The following is a 21,510-nucleotide window of genomic DNA, read 5'->3' on the forward strand; positions in this document are numbered from 1 at the left end:
GGGATGCCCGCCTCCGGTGCCCGGCCCGGCGGACGGCTGAGCCACCCGGGTTCCGCCGGCCTCGTCACGGACGGGTTCCGCCGGTCTCCTCGCGGACCCGGCGCCCGCAGACGTTGCCCGGTCCGTCTCGATGACACCCGCTTTGCGCACCGGACTTGCCGACGCCTTGACGATCCGTTTCCTGCGTGTTCAACCAGGTGCCTGTGCCCGCGTTGTGTACCGTCCCTAGGGTCCCTGAGTGCTTCGAGTGCGTCGAGTGCTTCGAAGGAAGGGACTCAATGGACAGACTCCTCGCCGTCCGGGCTCGCGGGATCACCAAGTGCTTCGGCGACGTCGTCGCACTCGACGGCGTCGATCTGGATGTGGCACGAGGCCGGATCCACGGCCTGGTCGGACCGAACGGCGCCGGCAAGACGACCCTGCTGGGTCTTCTGCTGGGTCTGGCCGTCGCCGACGAAGGCCGCCTGGAGATCCTCGGCACCCCGCTCCGGCGGGCGCTCGCCGCCCCCGACGGTGTCGCCGGCTTCGTGGACGGGCCCGGTCTCTACCCCTCGCTCACCGCCCGGCAGAACCTCGCCGCCCTGGCCGCGCTGCGCGGCCAGGGCACGCGGGCGGCCGGGGTCGACGACGTGCTCGACCAGGTCGGGCTCACCGACGTCGCCGACGAACCGGCCCGCGGCTACTCCCTCGGCATGCGTCAGCGGCTCGGCCTCGCCGCCGCGCTGCTCACCGAGCCCCGGCTGCTGGTGCTCGACGAACCGTCCAACGGCCTCGACCCGGCCGGCAAACGCCATGTGCACGGTGTCCTCGACCGGCTCGCGGCGAACGGAACCGCGGTCGTTCTCTCCAGCCACCGCATGGACGACCTCCAGGCCCTGTGCTCCGAGGTCACCATCCTCGCGACAGGACGGGTCGTCTTCACCGGCCCGCTGGGCAAGCTGGCCTCCGAGAACCGTGAACTCGACTACCGGGTCCTGACCTCCGACCCCGGGGCCGCCCGCCTGCTGGCCCTCGGCACGGCCGGGATCCGTGTCGTCGACGACGCCGCACCACGGCACGACGCCGACGCGCTCGTCGTACGCGCGCTGGTCCCCGCCGTCGACGAACTGGTCGTGGGCCTCGTGCGCGCGGGCATCGCGCTGCGCGAGCTCGCCCCCGTGGTGTCGCCCCTCGAAGCCGCGTTCCTCGCCCTCACCGAGCAGAAGGAGACCGGCAGATGACAGCGACCGTCGCCGAGGACGGTGACCTCGGAGCACCGGGCCTGGAGGAAGCCGTCGCCGCCGCCCCCCGTGTCTCGGTCGCGCGTGTCTACCGCTTCGAGCTGGTCAAACTCGTCTCGCAGTGGCGGATCCGGCTGCTGGTCCTCGCCTGCTGGATCGTGCCGGCGCTCTTCGTCGCCGCGGTGAGCCAACAGAGCACGCTCCCCGTCGACACCCTCTTCGGCCGCTGGATGCACGCCACGGGGTGGGCCGGAGCGCTCGTGATGCTCGGCTTCGCGGGCACCTGGGCGCTCCCGCTGCTGACCTCGGTCGTCGCCGGCGACGTGTTCGCCTCCGAGGACCGGCTCGGCACCTGGCGCCATCTGCTCGTGGCCGTCAGGTCGCCGCGCCGGATCTTCGCGGCGAAGGCGCTGGCCGGCCTCACCGTCATCCTGCTGCTCGTGGCCGGACTGGTCGCCTCCAGCTCGGCCGGCGGGGCCGTGGCGGTCGGCGACCAGCCGCTGGTCGGCCTCGACGGACACCTCCTGACACCGGCGGACGCCGCCGGCAAGGTCCTGCTCGCCTGGGTCTGCGTCCTCGCCCCGACTCTGGCCCTCGCCGCGATCGGCCTGCTCGGGTCCATCACTCTGGGCCGGTCCCCGATGGGCCTGCTGCTGCCCGCGCTCGTCGCGCTCGCGATGCAGCTCGCCCAGATGCTGCCGCTCCCCGTCGCCGTGCGCCTCGCGCTGCCCAGTTACGCCTTCATCGCCTGGAGCGGTCTGTTCACCAGCCCCGCTCAGCTCGGCCCGCTCCTGATCGGCATCGGGGTCAGCCTGCTGTGGGCCGTGACCGCGACCGTGTCGGCCTATGTGCTGTTCATGCGGCGCGACTTCACCGACGCGGCGCACGACGGCTCGGGCCGCAGCGCGGTCACCGCCGGAGTCCTGCCGCTCGTCGGACTGGCCGCCGTGACGGTCGCGGTCGTCGCTGCCGCTACGGGGGCCACGGGCTCCGGGATCGAACAGGACAAGGTGCAGCGGTCGGCCGCGACGGCGTTCGCCCACCTCTACCGGTTGCAGACCCGGCAGCTCAACCGCCCCGCCGTCACGGAGGCGCGGCTCAAGGTCACGGCGAGCTGCGACAAGGGCAGCGTCAAGGTCGCGGCCGAGGGGCCGGGCAACGACTGGCGCTGTGTCGTCTCCTGGCATCTTCCCGGCGTCGACGCGGTGGGGACGGCCGTCTACCAGCTCGATGTCACCCCGGACGGCCGATACATGGCCGACGGCGACGGTCCGAAGGAGGTGAACGGCTACTTCCTCGTCCGCACACCGACCGGGGACGCACCGAACCCGCTGTGGCAGTTCGACGGCAATGTCGACCTGCTGGCCACCTCGAAGGGATGACTCCATGCAGGTAACGCGCCGCCGCCGGCGTGCCGAGAAGGGGCTCAAGGGCCTTCTCGGCAGACACACCGGCAGACGGATACCTCTGGTGACGGCAGGCACCACCGTCCTCGCCCTGGTCGCCGCCGGGGCCGCCTTCGCCCAGACGCGCCAGTTCGGCACCGACCAGGTCGGCCAGGTCACCGACCGGGGCCAGGTCGTCTCCAGCGACCAGTACATCGCCCCGTACGGCGACCGGCTCGTCGTCGACAACGGAAAGATCATGTCGTCCTCGGTCAGCCCGGACGGCACGCACCTCGCGGCCTCGGTCACCGACGGCGGGAGCGCCCTGTCGATCGTGGACCTGAAGAACTGGAAGGTGCAGCAGCTCGTCAGCAACGCCGCGTCCTCGGTCCCGCGCATCAGCGGGAACAGCGTGGGCCAGGAAGGGCCCACGTACTCGCCCGACGGTTCGCAGCTCTGGCTGGGCCAGACCGACGGCTACACCCGGTTCACCGTGAACCCGGACGGCAGCGTCGCCAAACCGGTGTTCGTCCCGATCGCGGCGGACGGGCCCAAGCACGCGCTGGTGGGCGCGGCGGTGTTCTCGCCCGACGGCTCCACCGTGTACTCCGCGGTCAACGGACAGAACCGGGTGGTCGCCATCGACGCGGCGACCGGGACCGTCCGGCAGAGCTGGACCGTCGGCAACGCCCCGCGCGACATGGCCGAGGTGGGCACCAAGCTCTACGTCAGCAACGAGGGAGGCCGTCCGGCGAAGGCCGGCGACACCACGATCAACTCCTACAACACCCAGGTGCCCGCCGACCCGGTCACCGCGGCCACCACCACCGGCACCGTCAGCGTCATCGACCTGGCGGACCCGGCCGCCGCCGTCGCGAGCATCCCCGTCGGTCTGCACCCGACCGCCCTGTACGCCAAGGACAAGGCGCTGTTCGTCACCGACACCGCCACCAACGACGTGTCCGTCATCGACACCGTCAAGGACGAGGTCGTACAGACCATCGCGACCCAGCCGTGGCCGGAGGCGTCGGTCGGCTACGAGCCCGACGCGGTGACGCTCACCGACGACGGTCATCTGCTGGTGACGCTCGGCCGCGCCGACGCCGTGGCCGTCTACCGGTACCGGGCCCCGCAGGATCCGGTCCGGTACATCGGCCTGCTCCCGACGGACTACTTCCCCGCGGAGATCGCCGCCGTCGGCAAGGACGTGGTCGTCTCCAACACCCGTGGTGTCGACGCCCGTCGGACCATCAGCGGCACCGGGCACGGCACCCACGACACGACGTCGAGCGTGCAGCGGTTCACGCTGCCGGACGACAGCGTCACCAGGGCGCAGACGGCCAAGGTCTTCCGGCAGAACGGCTGGACCCACGGGTCGGTGACGCAGTCCAGGGGCAGGAGCCACGCGAAGCCCGTGCCCGTCCCGCTGCGGCTCGGCGAGCCCTCGACGATCAAGCACGTCTTCCTCCTCGTCAAGGAGAACCGGACCTACGACCAGGTCTTCGGGGATGTCCCGGAAGGCGACGGCGACCCGTCGCTGGCACAGTTCGGCGAGAACGTGACGCCCAACCAGCACGCCCTGGCGAAGCAGTTCGGGCTGTACGACAACACGTACGACATCGGCACGAACTCCGCCGAGGGCCACAACTGGCTGATGCAGGCGGACGATCCGGAGTACACCGAGTCCTCGGCCGGTGAGTACCTGCGCAGTTACGACACCGAGGACGACGCTCTCGGCCACCAGCGGACCGGCTTCCTGTGGACCGGCACGCAGGCGACGGGGAAGTCGGCGCGGGACTTCGGCGAGTTCCAGCAGTTCCTGACCAAGCCGGCGGACGCGAGCTGGCAGAACCTGTACTGCGACTCCAGGAACATGGCGTCGACCGGGCAGGACACCGCGTACACGCTGAACTCGTCCTCGCCGATCCCGTCGCTCAACGACGTGTCCGTGCACGGCTTCCCGAAGTTCGACACCAGCGTCCCGGACATCTACCGGGAGGAGATCTGGAAGCGTGACTTCGAGAAGAACGGGCCGGCGGACCTGAACATGTTCTGGCTCTCCAGCGACCACACCGGCGGTCCGGCGAACGCGGCCGCCCAGGTCGCGGACAACGACCTCGCGACCGGCCGGATCGTCGACGAGATCTCGCACAGCAAGTACTGGAAGGACTCGGCGGTCTTCGTCGTCGAGGACGACTCCCAGGCCGGTCTCGACCACGTGGACGGCCACCGTGCCCCGATCCAGATCATCAGCCCCTGGGCCCGGCACGGCGTCGTCGACAGCCACTACTACTCGCAGATCACGCTGATCCGGACCATCGAGCAGATCCTCGGGGTCCACCCGATGAACCAGAAGGACAGCGCCGCCACCCCGATGAGCGCGGCGTTCACCCGGCACGCGGACTACACGCCGTTCACCGCGCTGCCCAACCGGACCTCGCTGACCGACGGCCTCAAGACCCCGCCCTCCTGCGGTGTGGACACCCCGGCGCCGCAGGATCCCAGCGCGGCGCCGGTGCCCTCGGCGAAGGTGCCCGCGGCCGAGCGGGCGCTCGCGGCGAAGTGGGACACCTGGAAGTCGCACCAGCGGCTGACCGGGCCCAACGCCATTCCCGACTTCGCCAACCCCGCGCAGATGAACCACTTCACGTGGTACCAGACGCACGGGTGGACCAAGCCGTACCCCGGTGAGCACCGGATCTTCGCGCCACAGGACGTGCCGGGCGCCTACCTCCCGTCGTCGGAGTCCGACGGCTGACGGCCGGCTTACGACGTGCGACGGCTGAAGCAGGTGCGTGACGCGATGGGCCGCCCGGATTCTCCGGACGGCCCATCGTGTTGTCCCACGCGTTGTCCTGCTGTCGTCGTCCTCAGCCCGTGAAGCCGGCCGTGATCGACGTGAACTGCCAGGTGTTCTGGCTGATACCGGAGCAGTTGCTCACCACACCGCCGCCGGGGCAGGACCGGTCACGGTTGACCGCCCAGTAGGCGAGCCGGGCGATGTGGTGGGTGTTCGCCCAGTCGCGGATCGAGGTCCAGATCGCCGGGGTGGTGTTCTCCTGCTGGTCGGACAGACCGTTCATGCCGGAGATGCCGATGTGGGAGTAGGCCGTGGCGTCGTCCCAGCCGAAGGTCGACTTCAGCTTGGTCTTCAGCCCCTCGGCGGCGTTGACCGTGTTGCCGTACATGTCGGAGCCGCCGCCGAAGTCGAACGGCATGATGGTGAAGACGTCGATGCCCGCGTTCAGGGACTGCGCCTGCTCGATGAGCCGGTTGCCGTAGTAGGTCGGGCCGGTCGTCGAGGTGCCGAAGGTGACGATCGTCCTGAGGCCGGGGTTGTTGGCCTTGACGGTCTTCAGCGCGGTCAGGATCTTCGCCTGGACGGCCTCGTTCTCGAATTCGTCGGTGTTCTCGATGTCCATGTCGATCGCCTTGAGGCCGTAGGCGTCGATCACCTTCTGCAGCGCACCGGCGAGCGCGCTCGCCGAGGAGCAGTTGGCGCCGAGCTTGCTGCCCTGCCAGCCACCGAACGACGGAACGATGTCACCGCCCGCGGAACGGATCTGGTTGATCGCCGTCTGGTCGACGCCGCCGGTCAGCGCGCGGCTCCCGTCCCAGGCCGGGGTGCAGCCGCCGGAGTCCAGCACGAACGCCATCGTGAACCACTTGATCCCGGTCGCGCTCATCACCGTGGTCGGGTTCGGGGGGTCGCCCCAGCCCTCGTACAGATAGGGAGCGGCCTGCTTGAAGCCGGTGCCACCGCCTCCGCCGCCCGCGTCCGTCGTGACGCTCACGGAGTTGGAGGCCGCGGAGGTGTTCCCGGCCGCGTCCCGCGCCTTGACGGTGAACGAGTAGGCCGTGCTCGCGGACAGCCCGCTCACCGTGGCACTCGTGCCCGACACGCTGAGCAGCTGGTTGGAGCCGCTGTAGATGTCGTACGCGGTCACGCCGACGTTGTCGCTCGACGCGCCCCACGACAGTGACACGCTGGAGGAGCTCTTGCCGGTGGAGGTCAGGCCGGTGGGCGCGGTCGGCGCCTGGGTGTCGGAACCGCCACCACCGCCGCCGGGACCGTCCAGGCTGATGTCGTCGGCGTAGTAGGTGCCCTGCGCGTACCAGCCGTGGACGTAGATCTTGACGCTGGTCTGCGAGGCGCCGGTGGTGAAGGGCACGGTGAGCTGGCTGTACGCCGACGTGGACGTCGTCCAGTTCGAGGCACCGCCGTCCACACCGAGGTAGACGTAGCTGCCGCGGACCCAGCCCGAGAGGCTGTACGTCGTGTTCGGCTGGACCGAGACGGTCTGGGTGCACTGTGCGTTGTCACTCGAACTCGCCGCCCCCGCAAGGGCTTTGGAGCCGCCGTGCACAGGGGTGGAGACGATCGAACCCAGGTTGCCTGAACAGGACCAGGGGGAGAGGCTGCCCGTCTCGAAGCCGGGGTTGGACAGGATGTTGGCCGCCTCGGCCGTACTCGGCAGAGCGACCGCACCGGCGAGAGCCAGCGCGGCCGTGCCCAGGAGAGCGAGGAGGCGATGTCTGGAACGTCTGAGCATGGTCATGCGCACGCGATCTCCCTGGAGATATGGGGGTGTTCGGGAGTGCAGAGAGGTGCGCAACCAAGTTGGTATGGACCAATCCCGCTGTCAAGACACTGAGCGGAATTGGTCCAGACCGGTAAATGCGTGAGGGCGGGCTAGGCGGGGGCGATGGCCGCTGTCGCGGCCGTGGTGGCCTGGGCGGAAACGGCGCCGGCGGCCGTCTCGACCGGGGCGGACAGCACGGACGCGGACTCCACGATCGGCGCGGGCACGGCGGACAGCGTCGGCACGGGCGCGTCGGCCCGCTGCGGCGGCAGCGACACCGGACGCACCGGACGCAGCCCGGAGACCACCGTGTAGTCCTGTCCGAGGAACGGCGGGACCACCTCGCCCGTCTCCTCGCCGAGCGCCAACTGCACCGCCGCCCAAGGGGCGTTCACCCCGCACTGGGAGAGCTGGTGCAGCCCGCCCGCCGGACGGGTGTTCACGTCCATCAGGACCGGCTCGTCGCCGTACATGCGGAACTGGATGTTCGACAGATAGTGCAGCCCGAACGCCTCCGCGAGCAGCCGGGCGGGCTCGATCCACGCGTCGTCGAGGGTGAAACCGCGGCGCCGGCCGTTCTTGGTGCGGCCGATCGCCATGCGCACCCGGCCGTCAGGACCGGTGAGGCAGTCCACCGACACCTCCGGCTGTCCGAGGTGTGGCATCACCAGCCAGTCGACCGGTTCGTCGGCCGCGCGCAGCGCCTCCACGACCAGGTCCATCGGCACGTACGCGCTCGGGAACCCGTTGAGGTGCATCAGCGAGAAAGGCGTGCGGGTGATCACCCGGAAGCCCACACCGCCCGCCCCGGCCGCGGGCTTGAAACAGGCCCGCTGACCCGCGGCCTCCAGCTCCTCGACCGCCGCGACCAGCTCCTCCTCCGTGCGCACCCGCCACCAGGGGGGCACCGGAATGCCCACGGCCTCGACGGCCTGGTACGCGGTGGCCTTGTCGTGGAAGACCGCGACCGCCTCCGTCGGCGGCGCCAGCAGCGCCGTACCGAGCGCCGCGAACTCGGCGCGCTGCGCCACGATCGCGTCCTGGTGCAGGACCGGCACGAACACGTCGATGGAACGGCGTGCGCACATGTCGAGCGCGTACTCGACATAGGCGCGCGGAGACAGGCCCTCGGGCTCCGGCTCGGCGGTGTCGGCGGCGGCCAGTACGGGAGAGTCGGCGTCGCCGTGGGTGGCATGGATCTCGACCGCGCGGTGCTGCGGATTACTCCGCAGCTGATCCATGAAGAACACGTTCTCCGCGTACGTGCGGTTGAGCCAGACGCGTACGCGAGAGCCCATGCAGGCCACCTTTCACGGTTCGCGGGCACGGCGGAGCGGGCCGGGCCCGGCCAGGGGTAGGGGAGGTACACCGAGCCGTCGCACGCCAAGGCAGATTCGAGCGGTGGTGTTGGGGCGATCATAAGGGTCGCGGGACCCTGGTGCTGCTACAGGGATGTTACGGATTCACCGACCTGCCCGCCCGGGCCTCCTTGTCCGGCGCCGGGCGCGTGTGTTCTTGTGTTGGCATTCGCCTTTCTACGGGGGTGGCGCGTGCGGCCGACAGACGGCGGTGGCGGGAATCTGCTGGCCATCAGCGACCTGCACATCGGCTATGCCGAGAACCGCGCCCTGGTCGAGAACATGCGCCCCGAGACGGACGAGGACTGGCTCCTGGTGGCGGGTGACATCGGGGAGATCGTCGACGACATCCGGTGGACCCTGGAGACGCTCGGCGCCCGCTTCCGCAAGGTCGTCTGGGTGCCAGGCAACCACGAACTGTGGACCCACCCCAAGGACCCCGTCGAGTTGCGCGGTGTGGCCCGCTACGAGCATCTGGTCTCCCTGTGCCGGGAGTTGGGCGTCACGACGCCCGAGGACCCCTACCCCGTCTGGAACGGCCCGGGAGGCCCCGCCGTCGTCGCGCCGCTCTTCCTGCTCTACGACTACTCGCTCCTGCCGCAGGGCTGCGCCACCAAGGACGAGGGGCTGGCGTACGCCCACGAGACCGGCATCGTGTGCGCGGACGAGTACCTGCTCCACCCCGACCCCTATCCGAGCCGCGAGGCCTGGTGCCGGGCCCGGGTGGCCGAGACCGAGCGCAGACTCGCCGAACTCCCCGACGACCTGCCCGTCATCCCGGTGAACCACTACCCCCTGGACCGTCACCCGATGGACGTCCTGTGGCACCCCGAGTTCGCCATGTGGTGCGGCACCCTGGCGACCGCCGACTGGCACCGCAGGTTCCGCGTCGAGACCATGGTCTACGGGCATCTGCACATCCCCCGGACCACCTGGCACGAGGGTGTCCGCTTCGAAGAGGTGTCGGTGGGTTATCCGCGAGAATGGCGTAAGCGACCGGAACCGCCCGGCACGCTGCGCCGCATTCTGCCGATGGAGGTCAAAACCGGTGATGGAGGAACTGCTTCCGGAGTCGGTCGTGGCCGTGGAGAGCCACGGTGACGACGCGGCCGAGGGCGCGACCCTGTACCCCGAGGAGCTGGCGGTCCTGACGCGCGCCGTGGGGAAGCGGCGCCGCGAGTTCACCACCGTGCGGGTCTGCGCGCGGCGTGCCATGGAGAAGCTGGGGGTGACGCCCGGCCCCGTGCTGCCGGGCGAGCGCGGAGCCCCGCAGTGGCCGGCGGGCCTCATCGGCAGCATGACGCACTGCGACGGCTACGGCGCCGCCGCCCTCGCCCGCGCCACCGATCTGGCCTCCCTCGGCATCGACGCCGAACCCCACCTGGCACTCCCCGACGACGTCCTGGACGCCGTCGCCCTGCCCGGCGAGTCGGACCGCCTGGACCGCCTCGGCGCCGGCGCACCCGCCGTCCACTGGGACCGGCTGCTGTTCAGCGCGAAGGAGTCGGTCTACAAGGCGTGGTTCCCGCTCACCGGCAGGTGGCTGGACTTCTCCGAGGCGGACATCGACATCTCCCTCGACCCGACGCCCGCCGCTCCCAGCCTCTCGGGGAGCTTCCGCGCCCAACTCCTGGTCCCGGGGCCGGTGGTGGACGGCGTGACCGTCCAGGCCTTCGACGGACGCTGGACCGTCCAGCACGGGTTGGTCGCGACGGCGGTCACGGTGCCGCGCGCGGTCCGGTCCGGCGTCCGGCTCTGACCGCTGAACTGGCCCCGAGATCAAGGCTGTTGGCGCCCGGTTGCGTACCCTCGACACCGTGGCGGACGACATCGCGGCAGACCTCACGGCACACATTCCGCACGACGACACGAGCGGCGGCACGAACGACCTCGACAAGCTGCTGGCCGCGTACGACGCGCAGATGCGGGGAGTGCTCCCGGCACTCCCGGCCGGGGTCAGAAGCGAACGGGACGGACCGCTCCTGCGTGTCGTCGGGCACTTCTGCGGGTTCATCATCGCCCCGCGCGACCTCGGACCGGGCGGCGCCGACCTGGACCGGCTGATCGTCCGGCAGCGCGACTACTTCGCCGGGCGGGGTGAGGCGGTCGTGTGGAAGACCCGCGGCAATGACATGCCGACGGACCTCACTGACCGACTCCGGGCCGCCGGCTTCGTTCCCGGGGATCCGGAGACCGTACTGATCGGACGTGCGGCCGACACGGCGACAGAGCCGGTGGTACCGCCCGGCGTCGTGCTGCGTCGGGCGGCGGAGGATGCCGACATCCGCCGGATCGCGATGATGGAGTCCACCGTGTGGGGCATGGACCGGCGTCAACTCCACGGTTTCCTGAGCGGGCAGGTCGCGGGGACACCGGACGACATCGCCGTCCTGGCCGCCGAGGCCGACGGCGAGGTCGTCTCCGCCGCGTGGCTGGTCCTCAGCCCCGGAACGGCCTTCGCCGGGCTCCGGGGCGGTACGACCGTGCCGGCCTGGCGGGGCCGCGGAATCTACCGGGCACTGATCGCGGCCCGAGCCCGAATCGCCGTGGCCCGGGGAGTCGAGTACCTGCACGTCGACGCGTCCGAGGACAGTGCCCCGACCCTCGAACGACTCGGCTTCCGGGCCGCGACCACCGCGACGCCGTACGTATGGACGCCGGGCGGCGCCTGATCCGGCCTGCCTCGTACGGCGGCGGTCGCAGGTAAAGCAAGCGGCCCGTTATTGCTTCCGGAAATACTATCCGCGACCATCAATTAGGCGATCGGAGATCGGCGTTCGGCGTTCGCCGATGCCAATCGGCGGCCATTCACATATTTCCCTGTTCAATGATTCGGCACCGTCCTCAACTGGCGTGTCAGCAAACACTGTCACGGTCCGCTCTTGTTACTGTGCGGCTCTCGGAAATTGCCCAAAAAGGGATCGAATGCGCCAGTTGGCGGACAAGGCTTTCTTTGCCGAAATTCTGGCGTGGCTCGGTCGAGAGGACACGGACCATGCAAGACTTTTCTCGTCGTGGACTGCTCAAGGTGACGGCGGCCGCCGGTGCCGGGGCGGTCGTCCTCCCGGGCGTCGCGGCCGCCGAAGCCACGGGTGCGAGCGCTGTCCCCGACGTGGCCGAAGGCATGAAGTGCGGGCCGGCGAAGCTGACAGGCCGGATCGTGCGTCCCAACGACCCCGGGTACGCGGACGCGAGCCTCGGCTGGGACGAACTCTTCGTGCACTACCCGCTGGTCATCGTCTACGCCCAGGAGACCCAGGACGTGGTCAACGCCCTCACCTGGGCGCGGCAGCACAACGTCGCGCTGCGGGTACGAAGCGGCGGCCACAGCCTTGAGGGCTGGTCGAACGTGGACAACGGCATCGTGATCGACGTCAGCGAGCTGAAGTCGGTCCACATCGACTCGGCCACGCGTATCGCGACGGTCGGCGCCGGGCTCAGCCAGTCGGAAGCGGTGACCGCGCTCGCGGAAAAGGGCCTCGCGGTGACCACCGGAACGGAGGGCACCGTAGGCCTGTCCGGCGCGACGCTCGGCGGCGGCTTCGGCTTCCTCGTCCGCTACCTCGGCATGGCCTGCGACAGCCTCGTGGGCGCCGAGATCGTCGTCGCGGCGGGTGCCGAGTGCGCCAGGGTGATCAACGTGGATCCGAAGAGCCACGAGGATCTGCTCTGGGCGCTCCGCGGGGCGGGAAACGGCAACTTCGGGATCGTCACGTCCCTCACCTACAAGGCGGCTCCGCTCAAGAGCGTCGCCTATGTGACGGCGACCTGGGACGGCCTCAAGGACCTGCACAGGGTCTTCGAGGCGTGGCAGCACACGGCGCTGGACGCCGACGACCGGCTCGGAACCCAGCTCGAGATCCACCGGGGCCAGATCCTGCTGTTCGGGGTTCTCGCCGAAGGGACGGAGGCGGAGGCGAAGGAGCTGCTGGACCCGATTCTGTCGGTGGGCAGGCCCGACGTGACGGCTCAGGTCGGCAACTGGGGCGACGTATTCGCGGGATTCCAGGTTCCGACCGAGGACGAGCCCGCGAACTGGAAGTTCTTCTCGCAGTTCAGCTCCGAGCCGTTCCCGAGGAAGGCGATCAGCCTGATCGGCGAATTCATGCGAAACGCGCCCACGGACGACAGCAACTTCTTCACCCAGGCCTTCGGAGGGGCGGTCCGCAGGAGCCCCCGCGGCGGCACGGCATTCCCGCACCGCGACGCGCTCTTCTACTCCGAGCCCGGCGCCGGCTGGGGGACGCGTGGACAGGCGGGCAGCGGCGACGAGCTCACCTCACAGGCCCAGGCCTGGATCGCCGAGTTCAGCCAGGCACTGCGGCCCTACGTGAACGGCGCCTACGTCAACGTCCCGAACATCGGAATGCAGGACTGGGAAACCGCCTACTGGGGCCCCAACTTCGACCGGCTGCGCGGGGTCAAGGCCAAGTACGACCCCCGCAACGTCTTCCAGTACGAGCAGAGCATCCCGCCGGCGTCCTGCTGACGGAGGAGGACCTCGCCAAGTCCAACTCCGGCTCGGCCGCGCCGAGTCGATTCCGGCGAAGGGGCGGCGCCGGGACGAGGTGACACCGACCGAGGATGAAGGACGGCCACGACGGCGGGTGCGGCACCAGCTGAGCACCCGCCCTCGTCGTAAACAGAAGGCCCCGGCCTCGGCGTTTCCGCCGGCACCGGGGTCTTTGGCACATGGTGGGTTCTCCCGGCAGGATCCGAACCTGCGCGCACGGCCTCGGAGCCCCGGTCCGATGGCCGGGACGCCCCCGGATGCCGGGGGCCGTGGCCGCCTCGGCCCGGACGCCGTGCCCCGCGCCTCACCCCGCTCCGGCCGCTCCGGCGAACGGGTCGCAGGCCCGGCTCGGTCCCACCGGCCCGTGGGGCTCACGCCCGACTCGGTCCCCGGTCACCGGGGCTCATGCTCAACCCGCTCCCCGGGCCCCTCTCACGTCCAGTCCGGTTCCGGGAACCAGTAGTGCAGCAGTTCGAAGAACGCCTCCTCGTTGCCCGCGAGGCCCGCCGCCTCCAGGGCCCGCTCCGCCTCGGCGAGCACGGTGGGCGGGACCATGGGCGGTCGGCCTCCGTCCGGCGGGCCGTCGAAGGCCGCTCGTACCGTCTGGAGGAGGCGGAGATAGGCCTGCACGGCGGCGCGTTCGTGTTCGGTCAGTACGGCGGTCGGCATCGGACGGCTCTCCCGGGTCGGCTTGTCGTGACACTGGTGCTGACCCCAGCTTGCCGTCCGCCACTGACAATCCAGTTCCGGTCCGGGGAGGTTCGCCCGCTTAGCGGAGGCGAAACCTCCCGGAAATCCCTTGTGGAACAGGGGCCCTACGCTGGAGACGAGAGCTGGGGCCGTCTGCCGGACGGCCCCGAAGCCGTCATTCCGGCGGCTCGTGAGCCGCCTTCGCGGCGGCCTGGGAACGGGAGGTCAGCCCGTGGTCGACGTACAGCCTCGGCAGCCGCGGCGCACACCGCGGCTGCGTTCGGTCGGTGACGGAGAACTGCGCCTGCACCACCGCGTAGTGCACGGATACCGGCGCGCCTACCGGATGGCCGGTGAGGGTCCGGCGCTCGTCCTGATCCACGGCATAGGCGACTCCTCCGCGACCTGGGCGGAGCTGATCCCCGACCTCGCCCGTACCCACACCGTGATCGCCCCCGACCTGCTCGGCCACGGCGCCTCCGACAAACCGCGCGCCGACTACTCGGTGGCCGCCTACGCCAACGGCGTGCGCGATCTGCTGGCCACGCTCGACATCGAGTCCGCCACGCTGGTCGGGCACTCGCTGGGCGGGGGAGTGGCGATGCAGTTCGCCTACCAGTTCCCCGAGCGCACCGAGCGGTTGATCCTGGTCAGCGCGGGCGGCGTCGGGGGTGAGGTCAACCCCGTCCTGCGCGCCGTGTCGCTGCCGGGCGCCCATCTGATGCTCTCCACCCTGCGACTGCCCGGAATGCGCTTTCAAGTGGGCCTCTTCTTACGTCTGATGCGCCTGCTCGACACCGATCTGGCCCAGGACGCGCCGGAGTTGGTGAACCTGGTGGACGCGCTGCCCGACGCGACCTCCCGCAGCGCGTTCATCCGGACACTGCGGGCCGTGGTCGACTGGCGCGGCCAGGCGGTCACCATGCTCGACCGCTGCTATCTCACCGAGGGCATGCCCACCATGCTGCTCTGGGGGGACCGGGACAGCGTGGTGCCGGTGCGGCACGCCCACGGGGCGCACGAGGCCATGCCGGGCAGCCGCCTGGAGATCTTCGAGGGGGCCGGTCACTTCCCCTTCCACAGCGATCCGGCGCGCTTCCTCGCCCTGGTCAGGGAGTTCACGACCACCACCAGTCCGGCCGACTGGAGCCGCGAGCACTGGCGGGAGCTGCTGCGCGCCGGGCGCCCGGGTTCGGCGGCGGGGCAACCGGACACCGTCCACAACCGCACGGTGGAAAGGGACTTGCGCGAGGCGAGCGAACGCAGCGCGACCTGAGGTTCTGACGCGGGCGCCGGATAAGTCGGCCGGCGGTGCTGCCGTCCGCCGTCGGTATCGGGCGGGGCGGCGGCGGGGCGGCGCCAAGTGGTAGGCGCGGCGCCCGTCATGGCTAACCCGCAGGTTCGCGCGCGTCGCTCTCCGATCTGGTCGTCGCCTGTCCTCGCGCGGCGGCGACGACGGGTGACCGGCGCAGGGCGATGGACATGCGCACGAGGTCGCGCGGACCGTCGGTGCCCGCGAACAGGGATCCGGTCGCGGGCGGCGCGGCCGCCGCCTCCGCCGAGCTGATGACACGGCCTTCCGGGTCGGCGGCCCGGGCCCGCACCGCGACCGTCACCATCGCGGCGTCCGCCTGGGCATGCGCCTCGGCGGAGGACGAGCCCGCCGCGACCGCGGCGCCGTACGCCCGGGAGCGCACCTCGGAGTCGAAGTAGGGGTAGAGACTCAGCATCCCGTCATGGATGTCGGACTCCCGCTGGGTGACCTGGAGTTCGGCAGGCGACCACCAGGAGATCCGCACCGCGCGGTCCTCCGGTACGGAGACCGGTCTCAGCTCGCGCCACAACGGTCCGAGTCTGCGATAGGTCGACCAGGTGTTCCAGCTGTCCTCGACGCGCCGCCAGGCCAGTGGAAGACAGAAGCCGACGGCGGTGATCTGGGCCCCGGTGGAGGCCAGCATGGGCGCCACGTCGGTGCTCAGGCCGTCGAGGTTCGCGCCGTTCCAACGGGCCACCACGGCGGTGAACTTGGCGGCGGAGTACGGGATGTTGCACAGGGAGCCGAAAGCGATGATCACCAGCCCGGCGCGCAGCCGGCCGCGCACCTGGATCGCCCAGCGCCAGCACATGAAGTTCATCGCGACACCGGCGACGGTGAGCGACGTGAGGTAGAGCACGATCATCTCGCGGATGAACGGGGTGTTGGCGTAGTAGGTGTCGAGGTCCCGCAGCCGCTCCTCGGGGGCGTCCCCGAGGGCGAACAGGACGATCAGCGCCACGCCGACCACGGTGTACCCGAGGATCCAGCGGCGTGACAGCCGACGGGTCACCTCGGGTGGTCCGCCGCGCCAGTTGATGATCAGCACCAGACAGGAGGCGCTGTAGGCACTCAACAGGCAGTAGACCAACGGGGCGGAGAAGTTGGGTATCCCGGTGACGTCGTTGACGGCGGCGATGGTCGGCGGGGCCGCGAAGAGGAACACCAGGCCCGCGAGGGCGAGCAGCACGCCCACGGAGCGCAGCAGGGGGTCGCGCCAGCCGCGCAGCAGCGCGGGCCCCTTGAAGGCGATCGCGGCGCCCATGGCGACGGCCGGGGTGTAGTAACTGGATCCGTCCATGGCGCCGGGACCTTCAGCCCCGCGGCCCGCGACAGCCCAGGGAAGCTTCGATGCGGCCGGCCAGACCGTGCCGCTGCACCGGGCCGCGCAGCGAGGAACCGGCCAGCCAGGTGCGGCACTTGCTGGCGAGAAGGAGCCCGAAGCTCTCGGCCTCCTTCTCGTCGGACAGGTCGAAGCGGGTGCGCGCGGCCACTTTCAGGACGGTGGCCTGGAGGTCCGCCCTGTCGCCGAGTAAGCGTGCCGCGACGGCCACGCCGTCGACGTGATGGCTGCAGTGCCCGGCCTTCATGTGCCACAGCTCGTGGCCGAGGATGACCAACTGGTGGTCGGGCGCGGTGCGTTCCTCGATGACGACGAGGTCCTGTTCGGCCATGTCGAGCCACAGTCCGCTGGCGGTGCCGGGCGGGAAGGCGGCCGTACGGAACTGGACGGGACGGCCGCGACGTCTGCTCATCGCGCCGCACAGCGCGGTGTACAGGTCGGCGGGTGCCGCCGGCGCCGGGAGCGACAGCTCCGAGACCAACTCGCCGCACAGGCGGCGCATTTCCCTTCCGATGCCCACTGGTCTCCCCCGGCTCACGACTCTGGCCGCTTGACGCTCTCCAGGAGCATGTCCAGCCATTCCGCGACCTTGTCCCGGTGCTGGTCCGTGGGCAACTGGGCGGCCCGCCAGGCGATTCCGCGCACGCCGTGGTCGAGGAGCAGCCGCTCCAGCGGATCGCGGGCGACGGAGGCCGCCGCGCGTTCGCGGTCGGCGAGCCGTTGCAGGAGTTCCTGTTCCGAGCGCTGGAGGGCGCCTACGAGCGCTTCGGAGTCCTCGGCCGTGAGGAACCCGGCGTGCACCCGGAAGAAGCGCTGGATGGCGTCGCAGTGCTCCATGGTGGGACGCCGGTCGCCGTTGATGAGGGCGCCCGCCTGCTGGCGCGACATGCCGGCGCCGTCCGCGATCTCCTGCTGTGTGTAGCGGCGGCCGTTGGGCTTGAGCCGGGTACGGCGCAGCAGGTCCAGCCGTTGCAGGAACCGTGCCTGTAGGTCGGGTTCCCCTGCGGGGCGGCCGTTGAGCAGGGCCCTCACCACGGGTTCGGGGACGCCGGACTCGGCCGACAGCCGCCGGACGTCGAAGACTTCGGCGTGCGGGACGCCGAGCCGGTCGGCGAGTGCGGTGACCCTGGCCACGACGGCCTGCAGCAGAACCGTCGCCGTGGCGCACGGAACCTCGAAGCCATCCGTCACCGACAGATCTCCTACGTCTCTCTCAGGTGGCTCTCACGAAGTTCGGGAACCATGTGGACACGAAGGTCAGAAACCATCCCGGCGGCAAGACCGGGGAGCCAACCGGAGCGTAGCCCCTCGCTCGAACTCACATCCAGGTCTCGCCACAACTGTGGCGAGATTCAGCCGTCAACAAGCGCCAAATGCCACGATAGTTGACACGCCCGTCCCGGGGCAGCAGGATCGGGGCGCCGCGTGAAGGCCGCAGAGGCAAGAGGGGTGACCTCCCGATGGCGTACCAGGCAGGAAGGCAGCGGTCCCAGCCGCGACCTGTCCCCGAGAGTCTCGAAGCACAGGCGTACCTCCAGGACTACGCCACGCTGGTCGAGGCCGTCCCCTTCCCCTCCGTCGTCTTCGACCACCGCTGGGACGTCGTTCTGTCCAACACCGCGTTCGAGACACTTTTCGCCGGCGTCGGCGCGCATCCCACCGCCATGCCGGGCGACAACTTCCTGCGCTTCGTCCTGTTCCATCCGGACGCGGGGTCGATCCTCGGTGAGCACGAGTCGAGTTGGTGCCTGCCGATGCTCGCGCACTTCGCGGCGGCGGTGGAGCGGAACGGCCAGGACCGCGGACTCCAGTCGATCCGCCGGGACATCGCCCAGGACCCGATCATGGACGCCGCCTACCGACACGGCCTGCCGCACTGGATCCAGGCGGTCGGCCCGCGCGCGGTCGAGCACGACGGCGCCGTCCGCCCGCTGGTGCACCCCGATCCGCGCTGGGGCAGGACGGACTGCCGGATCGTCGACGACACCCCCAAGTCCCTTCAGGACATGGGCTATACGCGGATGACGCTGGTGTTGCGCGAGGAGGCCCGGCCGGTCACGGGCGGACCGCGCAAGGCCCGCAAGACACGCAACGGCGCGGCGGAGCTGCGAGCGGTGTGACCCGCGGCGCAGGTGCCAGTCGGCGACCCGACCCGCCCTGCGTCGCTGGTGCGAGCCCGCGCCCGGCTCGACCCGCCAGTGTCGCTGGTGCACGCCCGCGCCCGGGCTGAATCGCCCTGCTGTGTCGCTGGCGCACGCCCCGCCCGCCTCTTGCCCCGCGTCGCTGAAGGCTCCCGCGACCTCCCGGGGACCTCGGGGATCCCGGGGAAGGGACCGTTCAGTCGGCCGGCATCACGAGGACGAGGGGCACGCTGTCGCAGGGGACGAGCCGCAGGTCCTCGTAGCGCGTGGGCCGGGCCGCCGCCAGCACGGCCGCGAAGTCCGGTCCCTTGGTGAGTGATCCGGTCAGATGGGCCGGGTCGGCGGACGCGGCGACCCGCCCCCGCGCGTTCACCAAGTAGGCGGCTCCGGGAAGCCGTTGGAGGAGCGGGACGACCGCGCCCTCGAAGTGCCGCAGATACACGTCGGCCGCCGCGACCCCCACGAACCGGCCGTCGACATGGACCGGCGCGGACAGGGTCAGGCTGTACTCGTCGGAGCAGAGGTAGTCGACGTAGGGCCCGGCGACCGCGCGCTGTCCGCTGTCGCGGGGGAGGGCGAACCAGTCCCAGTGCGTGTAGTCCGAGTACGCGGAGTGCGCCGGATCGAGGTCGAGCAGCAGCGGTCGTACGCCTCCGTCGGAGCCCTGCTGCCACCACTCCAGCCACGCCGGTACGTCGGCGAGCAGGCCCGGTGCCGCCACGAAGCCGGCGCCCGACACCAACTCCTGCCGGGTGAGCCGCAGATGCAGGCCCGGACGCAGTGCCGCCAGATCCACCGTCGCGGGGCGGCGGCCTTGCGCGGCGACGCGGGTGAGCAGCGCGGTCGTATCGGCCCGCGTGTCGGCGACGGCGTCGAAGACGGCTTCCAGCGTGCAGCGGACCTGCGCGGCGACCGCCGCCTCGGCGGTGGCGTCAAGCGTCGCCGTCGCGCCGACCGCGCCGGGGCTCCTGCTCATGGGTGCCCTCCAGTGGACGCGGACCTGACACGGTGCGCGGCATCGAGAGGCGAAGGCCGATGAGCCGCGCCGTCGAGTCCTGTACGCACCGCTCGGCCAGTGCTCTGGCCGAATCGTGGGCCCCATCTTGCACGGCCGAGATTACGGAGCGGTGACGGTCGGCGACTTCTTCGCGATATTCGTCGTCCCCGAGCACGAGGCACATCAGGGCGCCCACCTCGGTCTGGAGCACGACCTGTTCACGGGTCAGCCGGGCGGACTGCGCCGCCGCGGCGAGCTCGACGTGGAAGCGGCCGTAGACCCGGCTGCGGGCGGCGGCGTCCTCGGCCGACGCCAGGTCGTCCAGGGTGCGCCGCAGCGCCTTGAGGTCGTCCGGTTCCGTCCGCTGCGCGGCGAGCCGCGCGGCCGCTCCGGACAGGGCCGCCCAGTGGTCGCCCAGGTCGCGCAGTTCCTCTGTGCTCCAGTCGGCCAGCCGGGCCAACAGACGCTCCTCGCCCGGTACTTCGGGCAGCGACACGAAGCTGCCGCCGCCGCGACCCCGCCGCGTGGTGACCAGCCCCTGCTGCCGCAGGGCCATGAGGGCCTCGCGCAGGGTGACCGTGGACACGCCGAGCTGCCCGGCCAGCTCCATCTCTCCGGGGAGCTGCTCACCGTCGGCGAGCAGCCCGAGTTCGATGGCGTCGCCGATCCGGTGTACGACCGTCTCGACGCGCGCGCGGTTGTCCACGGGAGTGAAGACGGCTCTGCGAACGCCGTCGCCCCTGTGTTGCTTCACGGTCACCACCTTGTGCGTTGACTCAACCTTTACTCTAATGGGGTCTTGAGATTTGAACTATGACTTCATATCTTTCCGGTCAGTGTTGCAACGCACCTCCGCACCAGAAAGGTTCCCCGCCCATGGAGGCAAAGGCGATCCGGCTCCAGGGCCTGCGAAAGGCGTTCGGTGAGACGACCGCCGTGGCCGGAGTCGATCTGGAGATAGCCGACGGCGAGTTCTTCTCGATGCTCGGCCCCTCGGGCTCGGGCAAGACGACCGTGCTGCGGATGATCGCCGGGTTCGAGAGCCCGACCGAAGGCCGGATCGAACTGGCCGGCCAGGACGTCACCGGCCTCGCCCCCTTCGAACGGGACGTCCACACCGTCTTCCAGGACTACGCCCTGTTCCCGCACATGACCGTCGAGGAGAACGTCGCCTACGGCCTCAAGGTCCGCAAGGTGAAGAAGGCCGAGCGGCTCGTCCGGGCCCGCAAGGCGCTCGCCGACGTACGTCTGGAAGGGTTCGGCCGACGCCGCCCCGGCCGGCTCTCCGGAGGCCAGCGCCAGCGCGTCGCCCTCGCCAGGGCCCTGGTGGGCCGCCCCCGCGTCCTGCTCCTCGACGAACCCCTCGGCGCCCTCGACCTCAAGCTGCGCGAGCAGATGCAGGTCGAACTCAAGGCGATCCAGCGCGAGGTCGGCATCACCTTCGTGTTCGTCACCCACGACCAGGAGGAGGCCCTGACGATGAGCGACCGCATCGCCGTCTTCCACCAGGGCCGCATCGAACAGGTCGGCACCCCGGCCGAGATCTACGAACGCCCCGCCACCCGGTTCGTCGCGGGCTTCGTCGGCACCTCCAACCTGCTCGACGGGCAGTCGGCGCAGCAGGTCGTCGGCGCCCCGGGCACGTACAGCATCCGGCCCGAGAAGATCCGGGTCCTCAAGGAGCCCGCCGAGTCCGCGGAGCCCGCCGAGGCTGTCGACGCCGACGGGCCGGAGCACTCCACCGCCACCGGCACCGTCGCCGAAGTCGTCTATCTGGGCGACGCCACCCGCTTCCTGGTGGACCTCGACGTCGGCGGCCGCCTCACCGCGCTCCAGCAGAACCTGGAGACCTCCTCCGAGGACGTCGCCGCCCTCCGCGGCACGCGGGTCCGGCTCCAGTGGCAGCGCCGCCACACCTTCCAGGTCCCCGACCCCCGCTGACTCTCCCGCTCAGTCACCCGTCACG

At 70.6% G+C, this 21,510-nt stretch carries 18 protein-coding genes; 10 read left to right on the forward strand and 8 right to left on the reverse strand.

The genetic code is table 11. From position 1 onward, the window contains the following. Window positions 1-278: 278 nt before the first annotated feature. From ACZ6KY_RS09260 to ACZ6KY_RS09270, 3 genes are read left to right on the forward strand one after another with little or no spacing between them, the layout of a single operon-like run. Complete coding sequence (locus ACZ6KY_RS09260) at window positions 279-1,220, forward strand: ABC transporter ATP-binding protein (RefSeq protein ID WP_469309675.1); 942 nt, start codon at window positions 279-281, stop codon at window positions 1,218-1,220. Further along, a complete protein-coding gene (locus ACZ6KY_RS09265) occupies window positions 1,217-2,602 on the forward strand; it encodes an ABC transporter permease (protein WP_469309676.1) in 1,386 nt (461 codons plus the stop codon). Before ACZ6KY_RS09260 ends, ACZ6KY_RS09265 begins: the two co-directional genes overlap by 4 nt. Before the next feature lie 4 nt (window positions 2,603-2,606). Then, the gene (locus tag ACZ6KY_RS09270) at window positions 2,607-5,363 is read left to right on the forward strand and encodes an alkaline phosphatase family protein (protein ID WP_469309677.1); all 2,757 of its coding nucleotides are present in this window, start codon (window positions 2,607-2,609) and stop codon (window positions 5,361-5,363) included. 112 nt (window positions 5,364-5,475) lie between these two features. Here the strand turns inward: ACZ6KY_RS09270 and ACZ6KY_RS09275 are convergent, their stop codons facing one another. Together ACZ6KY_RS09275 and ACZ6KY_RS09280 are read right to left on the reverse strand one after the other, a co-directional pair. Next, the gene (locus ACZ6KY_RS09275; protein WP_469309678.1) at window positions 5,476-7,164 is read right to left on the reverse strand and encodes a carbohydrate binding domain-containing protein; all 1,689 of its coding nucleotides are present in this window, start codon (window positions 7,162-7,164) and stop codon (window positions 5,476-5,478) included. 134 nt (window positions 7,165-7,298) lie between these two features. Then, a complete protein-coding gene (locus tag ACZ6KY_RS09280; RefSeq protein WP_469309679.1) occupies window positions 7,299-8,486 on the reverse strand; it encodes an ATP-grasp domain-containing protein in 1,188 nt (395 codons plus the stop codon). A gap of 252 nt (window positions 8,487-8,738) precedes the next feature. Between ACZ6KY_RS09280 and ACZ6KY_RS09285 the strand changes: the two genes are divergently transcribed. The 4 genes from ACZ6KY_RS09285 to ACZ6KY_RS09300 all read left to right on the forward strand — a co-directional run bounded on the left by ACZ6KY_RS09285 (window position 8,739) and on the right by ACZ6KY_RS09300 (window position 13,035). After that, the gene (locus ACZ6KY_RS09285; RefSeq protein ID WP_469309680.1) at window positions 8,739-9,647 is read left to right on the forward strand and encodes a metallophosphoesterase family protein; all 909 of its coding nucleotides are present in this window, start codon (window positions 8,739-8,741) and stop codon (window positions 9,645-9,647) included. Beyond that, entirely contained in the window at window positions 9,595-10,305 is a 711-nt protein-coding gene (locus ACZ6KY_RS09290; protein ID WP_469309681.1) for a 4'-phosphopantetheinyl transferase family protein, read from the forward strand. The genes ACZ6KY_RS09285 and ACZ6KY_RS09290 overlap by 53 nt, the downstream gene beginning before the upstream one ends. A 163-nt stretch (window positions 10,306-10,468) precedes the next feature. Further along, entirely contained in the window at window positions 10,469-11,218 is a 750-nt protein-coding gene (locus ACZ6KY_RS09295; RefSeq protein WP_469309822.1) for a GNAT family N-acetyltransferase, read from the forward strand. A 323-nt stretch (window positions 11,219-11,541) separates the two neighbouring features. Beyond that, window positions 11,542-13,035: an FAD-binding oxidoreductase gene (locus tag ACZ6KY_RS09300; RefSeq protein ID WP_469309682.1), complete on the forward strand. Its 1,494-nt coding sequence runs from the start codon at window positions 11,542-11,544 to the stop codon at window positions 13,033-13,035. Window positions 13,036-13,491: 456 nt separating this feature from the next. Here the strand turns inward: ACZ6KY_RS09300 and ACZ6KY_RS09305 are convergent, their stop codons facing one another. After that, on the reverse strand, window positions 13,492-13,728 hold the full coding sequence (locus ACZ6KY_RS09305; RefSeq protein WP_469309683.1) for a hypothetical protein: 237 nt from the start codon (window positions 13,726-13,728) through the stop codon (window positions 13,492-13,494). 253 nt (window positions 13,729-13,981) lie between these two features. Here ACZ6KY_RS09305 and ACZ6KY_RS09310 point away from each other — a divergent pair, with 253 nt between their 5' ends. Continuing rightward, entirely contained in the window at window positions 13,982-15,025 is a 1,044-nt protein-coding gene (locus ACZ6KY_RS09310) for an alpha/beta fold hydrolase (RefSeq protein WP_469309684.1), read from the forward strand. A 112-nt stretch (window positions 15,026-15,137) separates the two neighbouring features. On the opposite strand, the gene ACZ6KY_RS09315 is transcribed toward ACZ6KY_RS09310, so the two are convergent. From ACZ6KY_RS09315 to ACZ6KY_RS09325, 3 genes are read right to left on the reverse strand one after another with little or no spacing between them, the layout of a single operon-like run. Continuing rightward, complete coding sequence (locus tag ACZ6KY_RS09315; RefSeq protein ID WP_469309685.1) at window positions 15,138-16,364, reverse strand: MAB_1171c family putative transporter; 1,227 nt, start codon at window positions 16,362-16,364, stop codon at window positions 15,138-15,140. Between the two features lie 13 nt (window positions 16,365-16,377). After that, window positions 16,378-16,908, reverse strand: a complete 531-nt coding sequence (locus ACZ6KY_RS09320) for a toxin-antitoxin system, toxin component (protein WP_469309823.1) — start codon at window positions 16,906-16,908, stop codon at window positions 16,378-16,380. A 32-nt stretch (window positions 16,909-16,940) separates the two neighbouring features. Further along, a complete protein-coding gene (locus ACZ6KY_RS09325; protein WP_469309686.1) occupies window positions 16,941-17,597 on the reverse strand; it encodes a helix-turn-helix domain-containing protein in 657 nt (218 codons plus the stop codon). 269 nt (window positions 17,598-17,866) lie between these two features. Between ACZ6KY_RS09325 and ACZ6KY_RS09330 the strand changes: the two genes are divergently transcribed. Beyond that, a complete protein-coding gene (locus ACZ6KY_RS09330; protein WP_469309687.1) occupies window positions 17,867-18,526 on the forward strand; it encodes an MmyB family transcriptional regulator in 660 nt (219 codons plus the stop codon). 217 nt (window positions 18,527-18,743) lie between these two features. Here ACZ6KY_RS09330 and ACZ6KY_RS09335 read toward each other — a convergent pair whose 3' ends face one another. Both ACZ6KY_RS09335 and ACZ6KY_RS09340 read right to left on the reverse strand, forming a co-directional pair. Beyond that, complete coding sequence (locus tag ACZ6KY_RS09335) at window positions 18,744-19,523, reverse strand: PDC sensor domain-containing protein (protein WP_469309688.1); 780 nt, start codon at window positions 19,521-19,523, stop codon at window positions 18,744-18,746. After that, window positions 19,480-20,298: a FadR/GntR family transcriptional regulator gene (locus ACZ6KY_RS09340; RefSeq protein WP_469309689.1), complete on the reverse strand. Its 819-nt coding sequence runs from the start codon at window positions 20,296-20,298 to the stop codon at window positions 19,480-19,482. The genes ACZ6KY_RS09335 and ACZ6KY_RS09340 overlap by 44 nt, the downstream gene beginning before the upstream one ends. Before the next feature lie 122 nt (window positions 20,299-20,420). Here ACZ6KY_RS09340 and ACZ6KY_RS09345 point away from each other — a divergent pair, with 122 nt between their 5' ends. After that, window positions 20,421-21,485, forward strand: coding sequence for an ABC transporter ATP-binding protein (locus tag ACZ6KY_RS09345; RefSeq protein WP_469309690.1), 1,065 nt, complete (start codon window positions 20,421-20,423; stop codon window positions 21,483-21,485). Window positions 21,486-21,510 lie beyond the last annotated feature (25 nt).

This window comes from Streptomyces sp. NPDC042002 (assembly GCF_055588305.1).

Bases quoted from the DNA above. Each gene is read 5' to 3' on its own strand.
- ACZ6KY_RS09345 (WP_469309690.1), top strand. From the start codon at position 20,421: ATGGAGGCAAAGGCGATCCGGCTCCAGGGCCTGCGAAAGGCGTTCGGT.
- ACZ6KY_RS09300 (WP_469309682.1), top strand. From the start codon at position 11,542: ATGCAAGACTTTTCTCGTCGTGGACTGCTCAAGGTGACGGCGGCCGCC.
- ACZ6KY_RS09275 (WP_469309678.1), bottom strand. From the start codon at position 7,164: ATGACCATGCTCAGACGTTCCAGACATCGCCTCCTCGCTCTCCTGGGC.
- ACZ6KY_RS09330 (WP_469309687.1), top strand. From the start codon at position 17,867: ATGGCGTACCAGGCAGGAAGGCAGCGGTCCCAGCCGCGACCTGTCCCC.
- ACZ6KY_RS09265 (WP_469309676.1), top strand. From the start codon at position 1,217: ATGACAGCGACCGTCGCCGAGGACGGTGACCTCGGAGCACCGGGCCTG.
- ACZ6KY_RS09280 (WP_469309679.1), bottom strand. From the start codon at position 8,486: ATGGGCTCTCGCGTACGCGTCTGGCTCAACCGCACGTACGCGGAGAAC.
- ACZ6KY_RS09315 (WP_469309685.1), bottom strand. From the start codon at position 16,364: ATGGACGGATCCAGTTACTACACCCCGGCCGTCGCCATGGGCGCCGCG.
- ACZ6KY_RS09270 (WP_469309677.1), top strand. From the start codon at position 2,607: ATGCAGGTAACGCGCCGCCGCCGGCGTGCCGAGAAGGGGCTCAAGGGC.
- ACZ6KY_RS09305 (WP_469309683.1), bottom strand. From the start codon at position 13,728: ATGCCGACCGCCGTACTGACCGAACACGAACGCGCCGCCGTGCAGGCC.
- ACZ6KY_RS09320 (WP_469309823.1), bottom strand. From the start codon at position 16,908: ATGCGCCGCCTGTGCGGCGAGTTGGTCTCGGAGCTGTCGCTCCCGGCG.
- ACZ6KY_RS09295 (WP_469309822.1), top strand. From the start codon at position 10,469: ATGCGGGGAGTGCTCCCGGCACTCCCGGCCGGGGTCAGAAGCGAACGG.
- ACZ6KY_RS09335 (WP_469309688.1), bottom strand. From the start codon at position 19,523: ATGAGCAGGAGCCCCGGCGCGGTCGGCGCGACGGCGACGCTTGACGCC.
- ACZ6KY_RS09260 (WP_469309675.1), top strand. From the start codon at position 279: ATGGACAGACTCCTCGCCGTCCGGGCTCGCGGGATCACCAAGTGCTTC.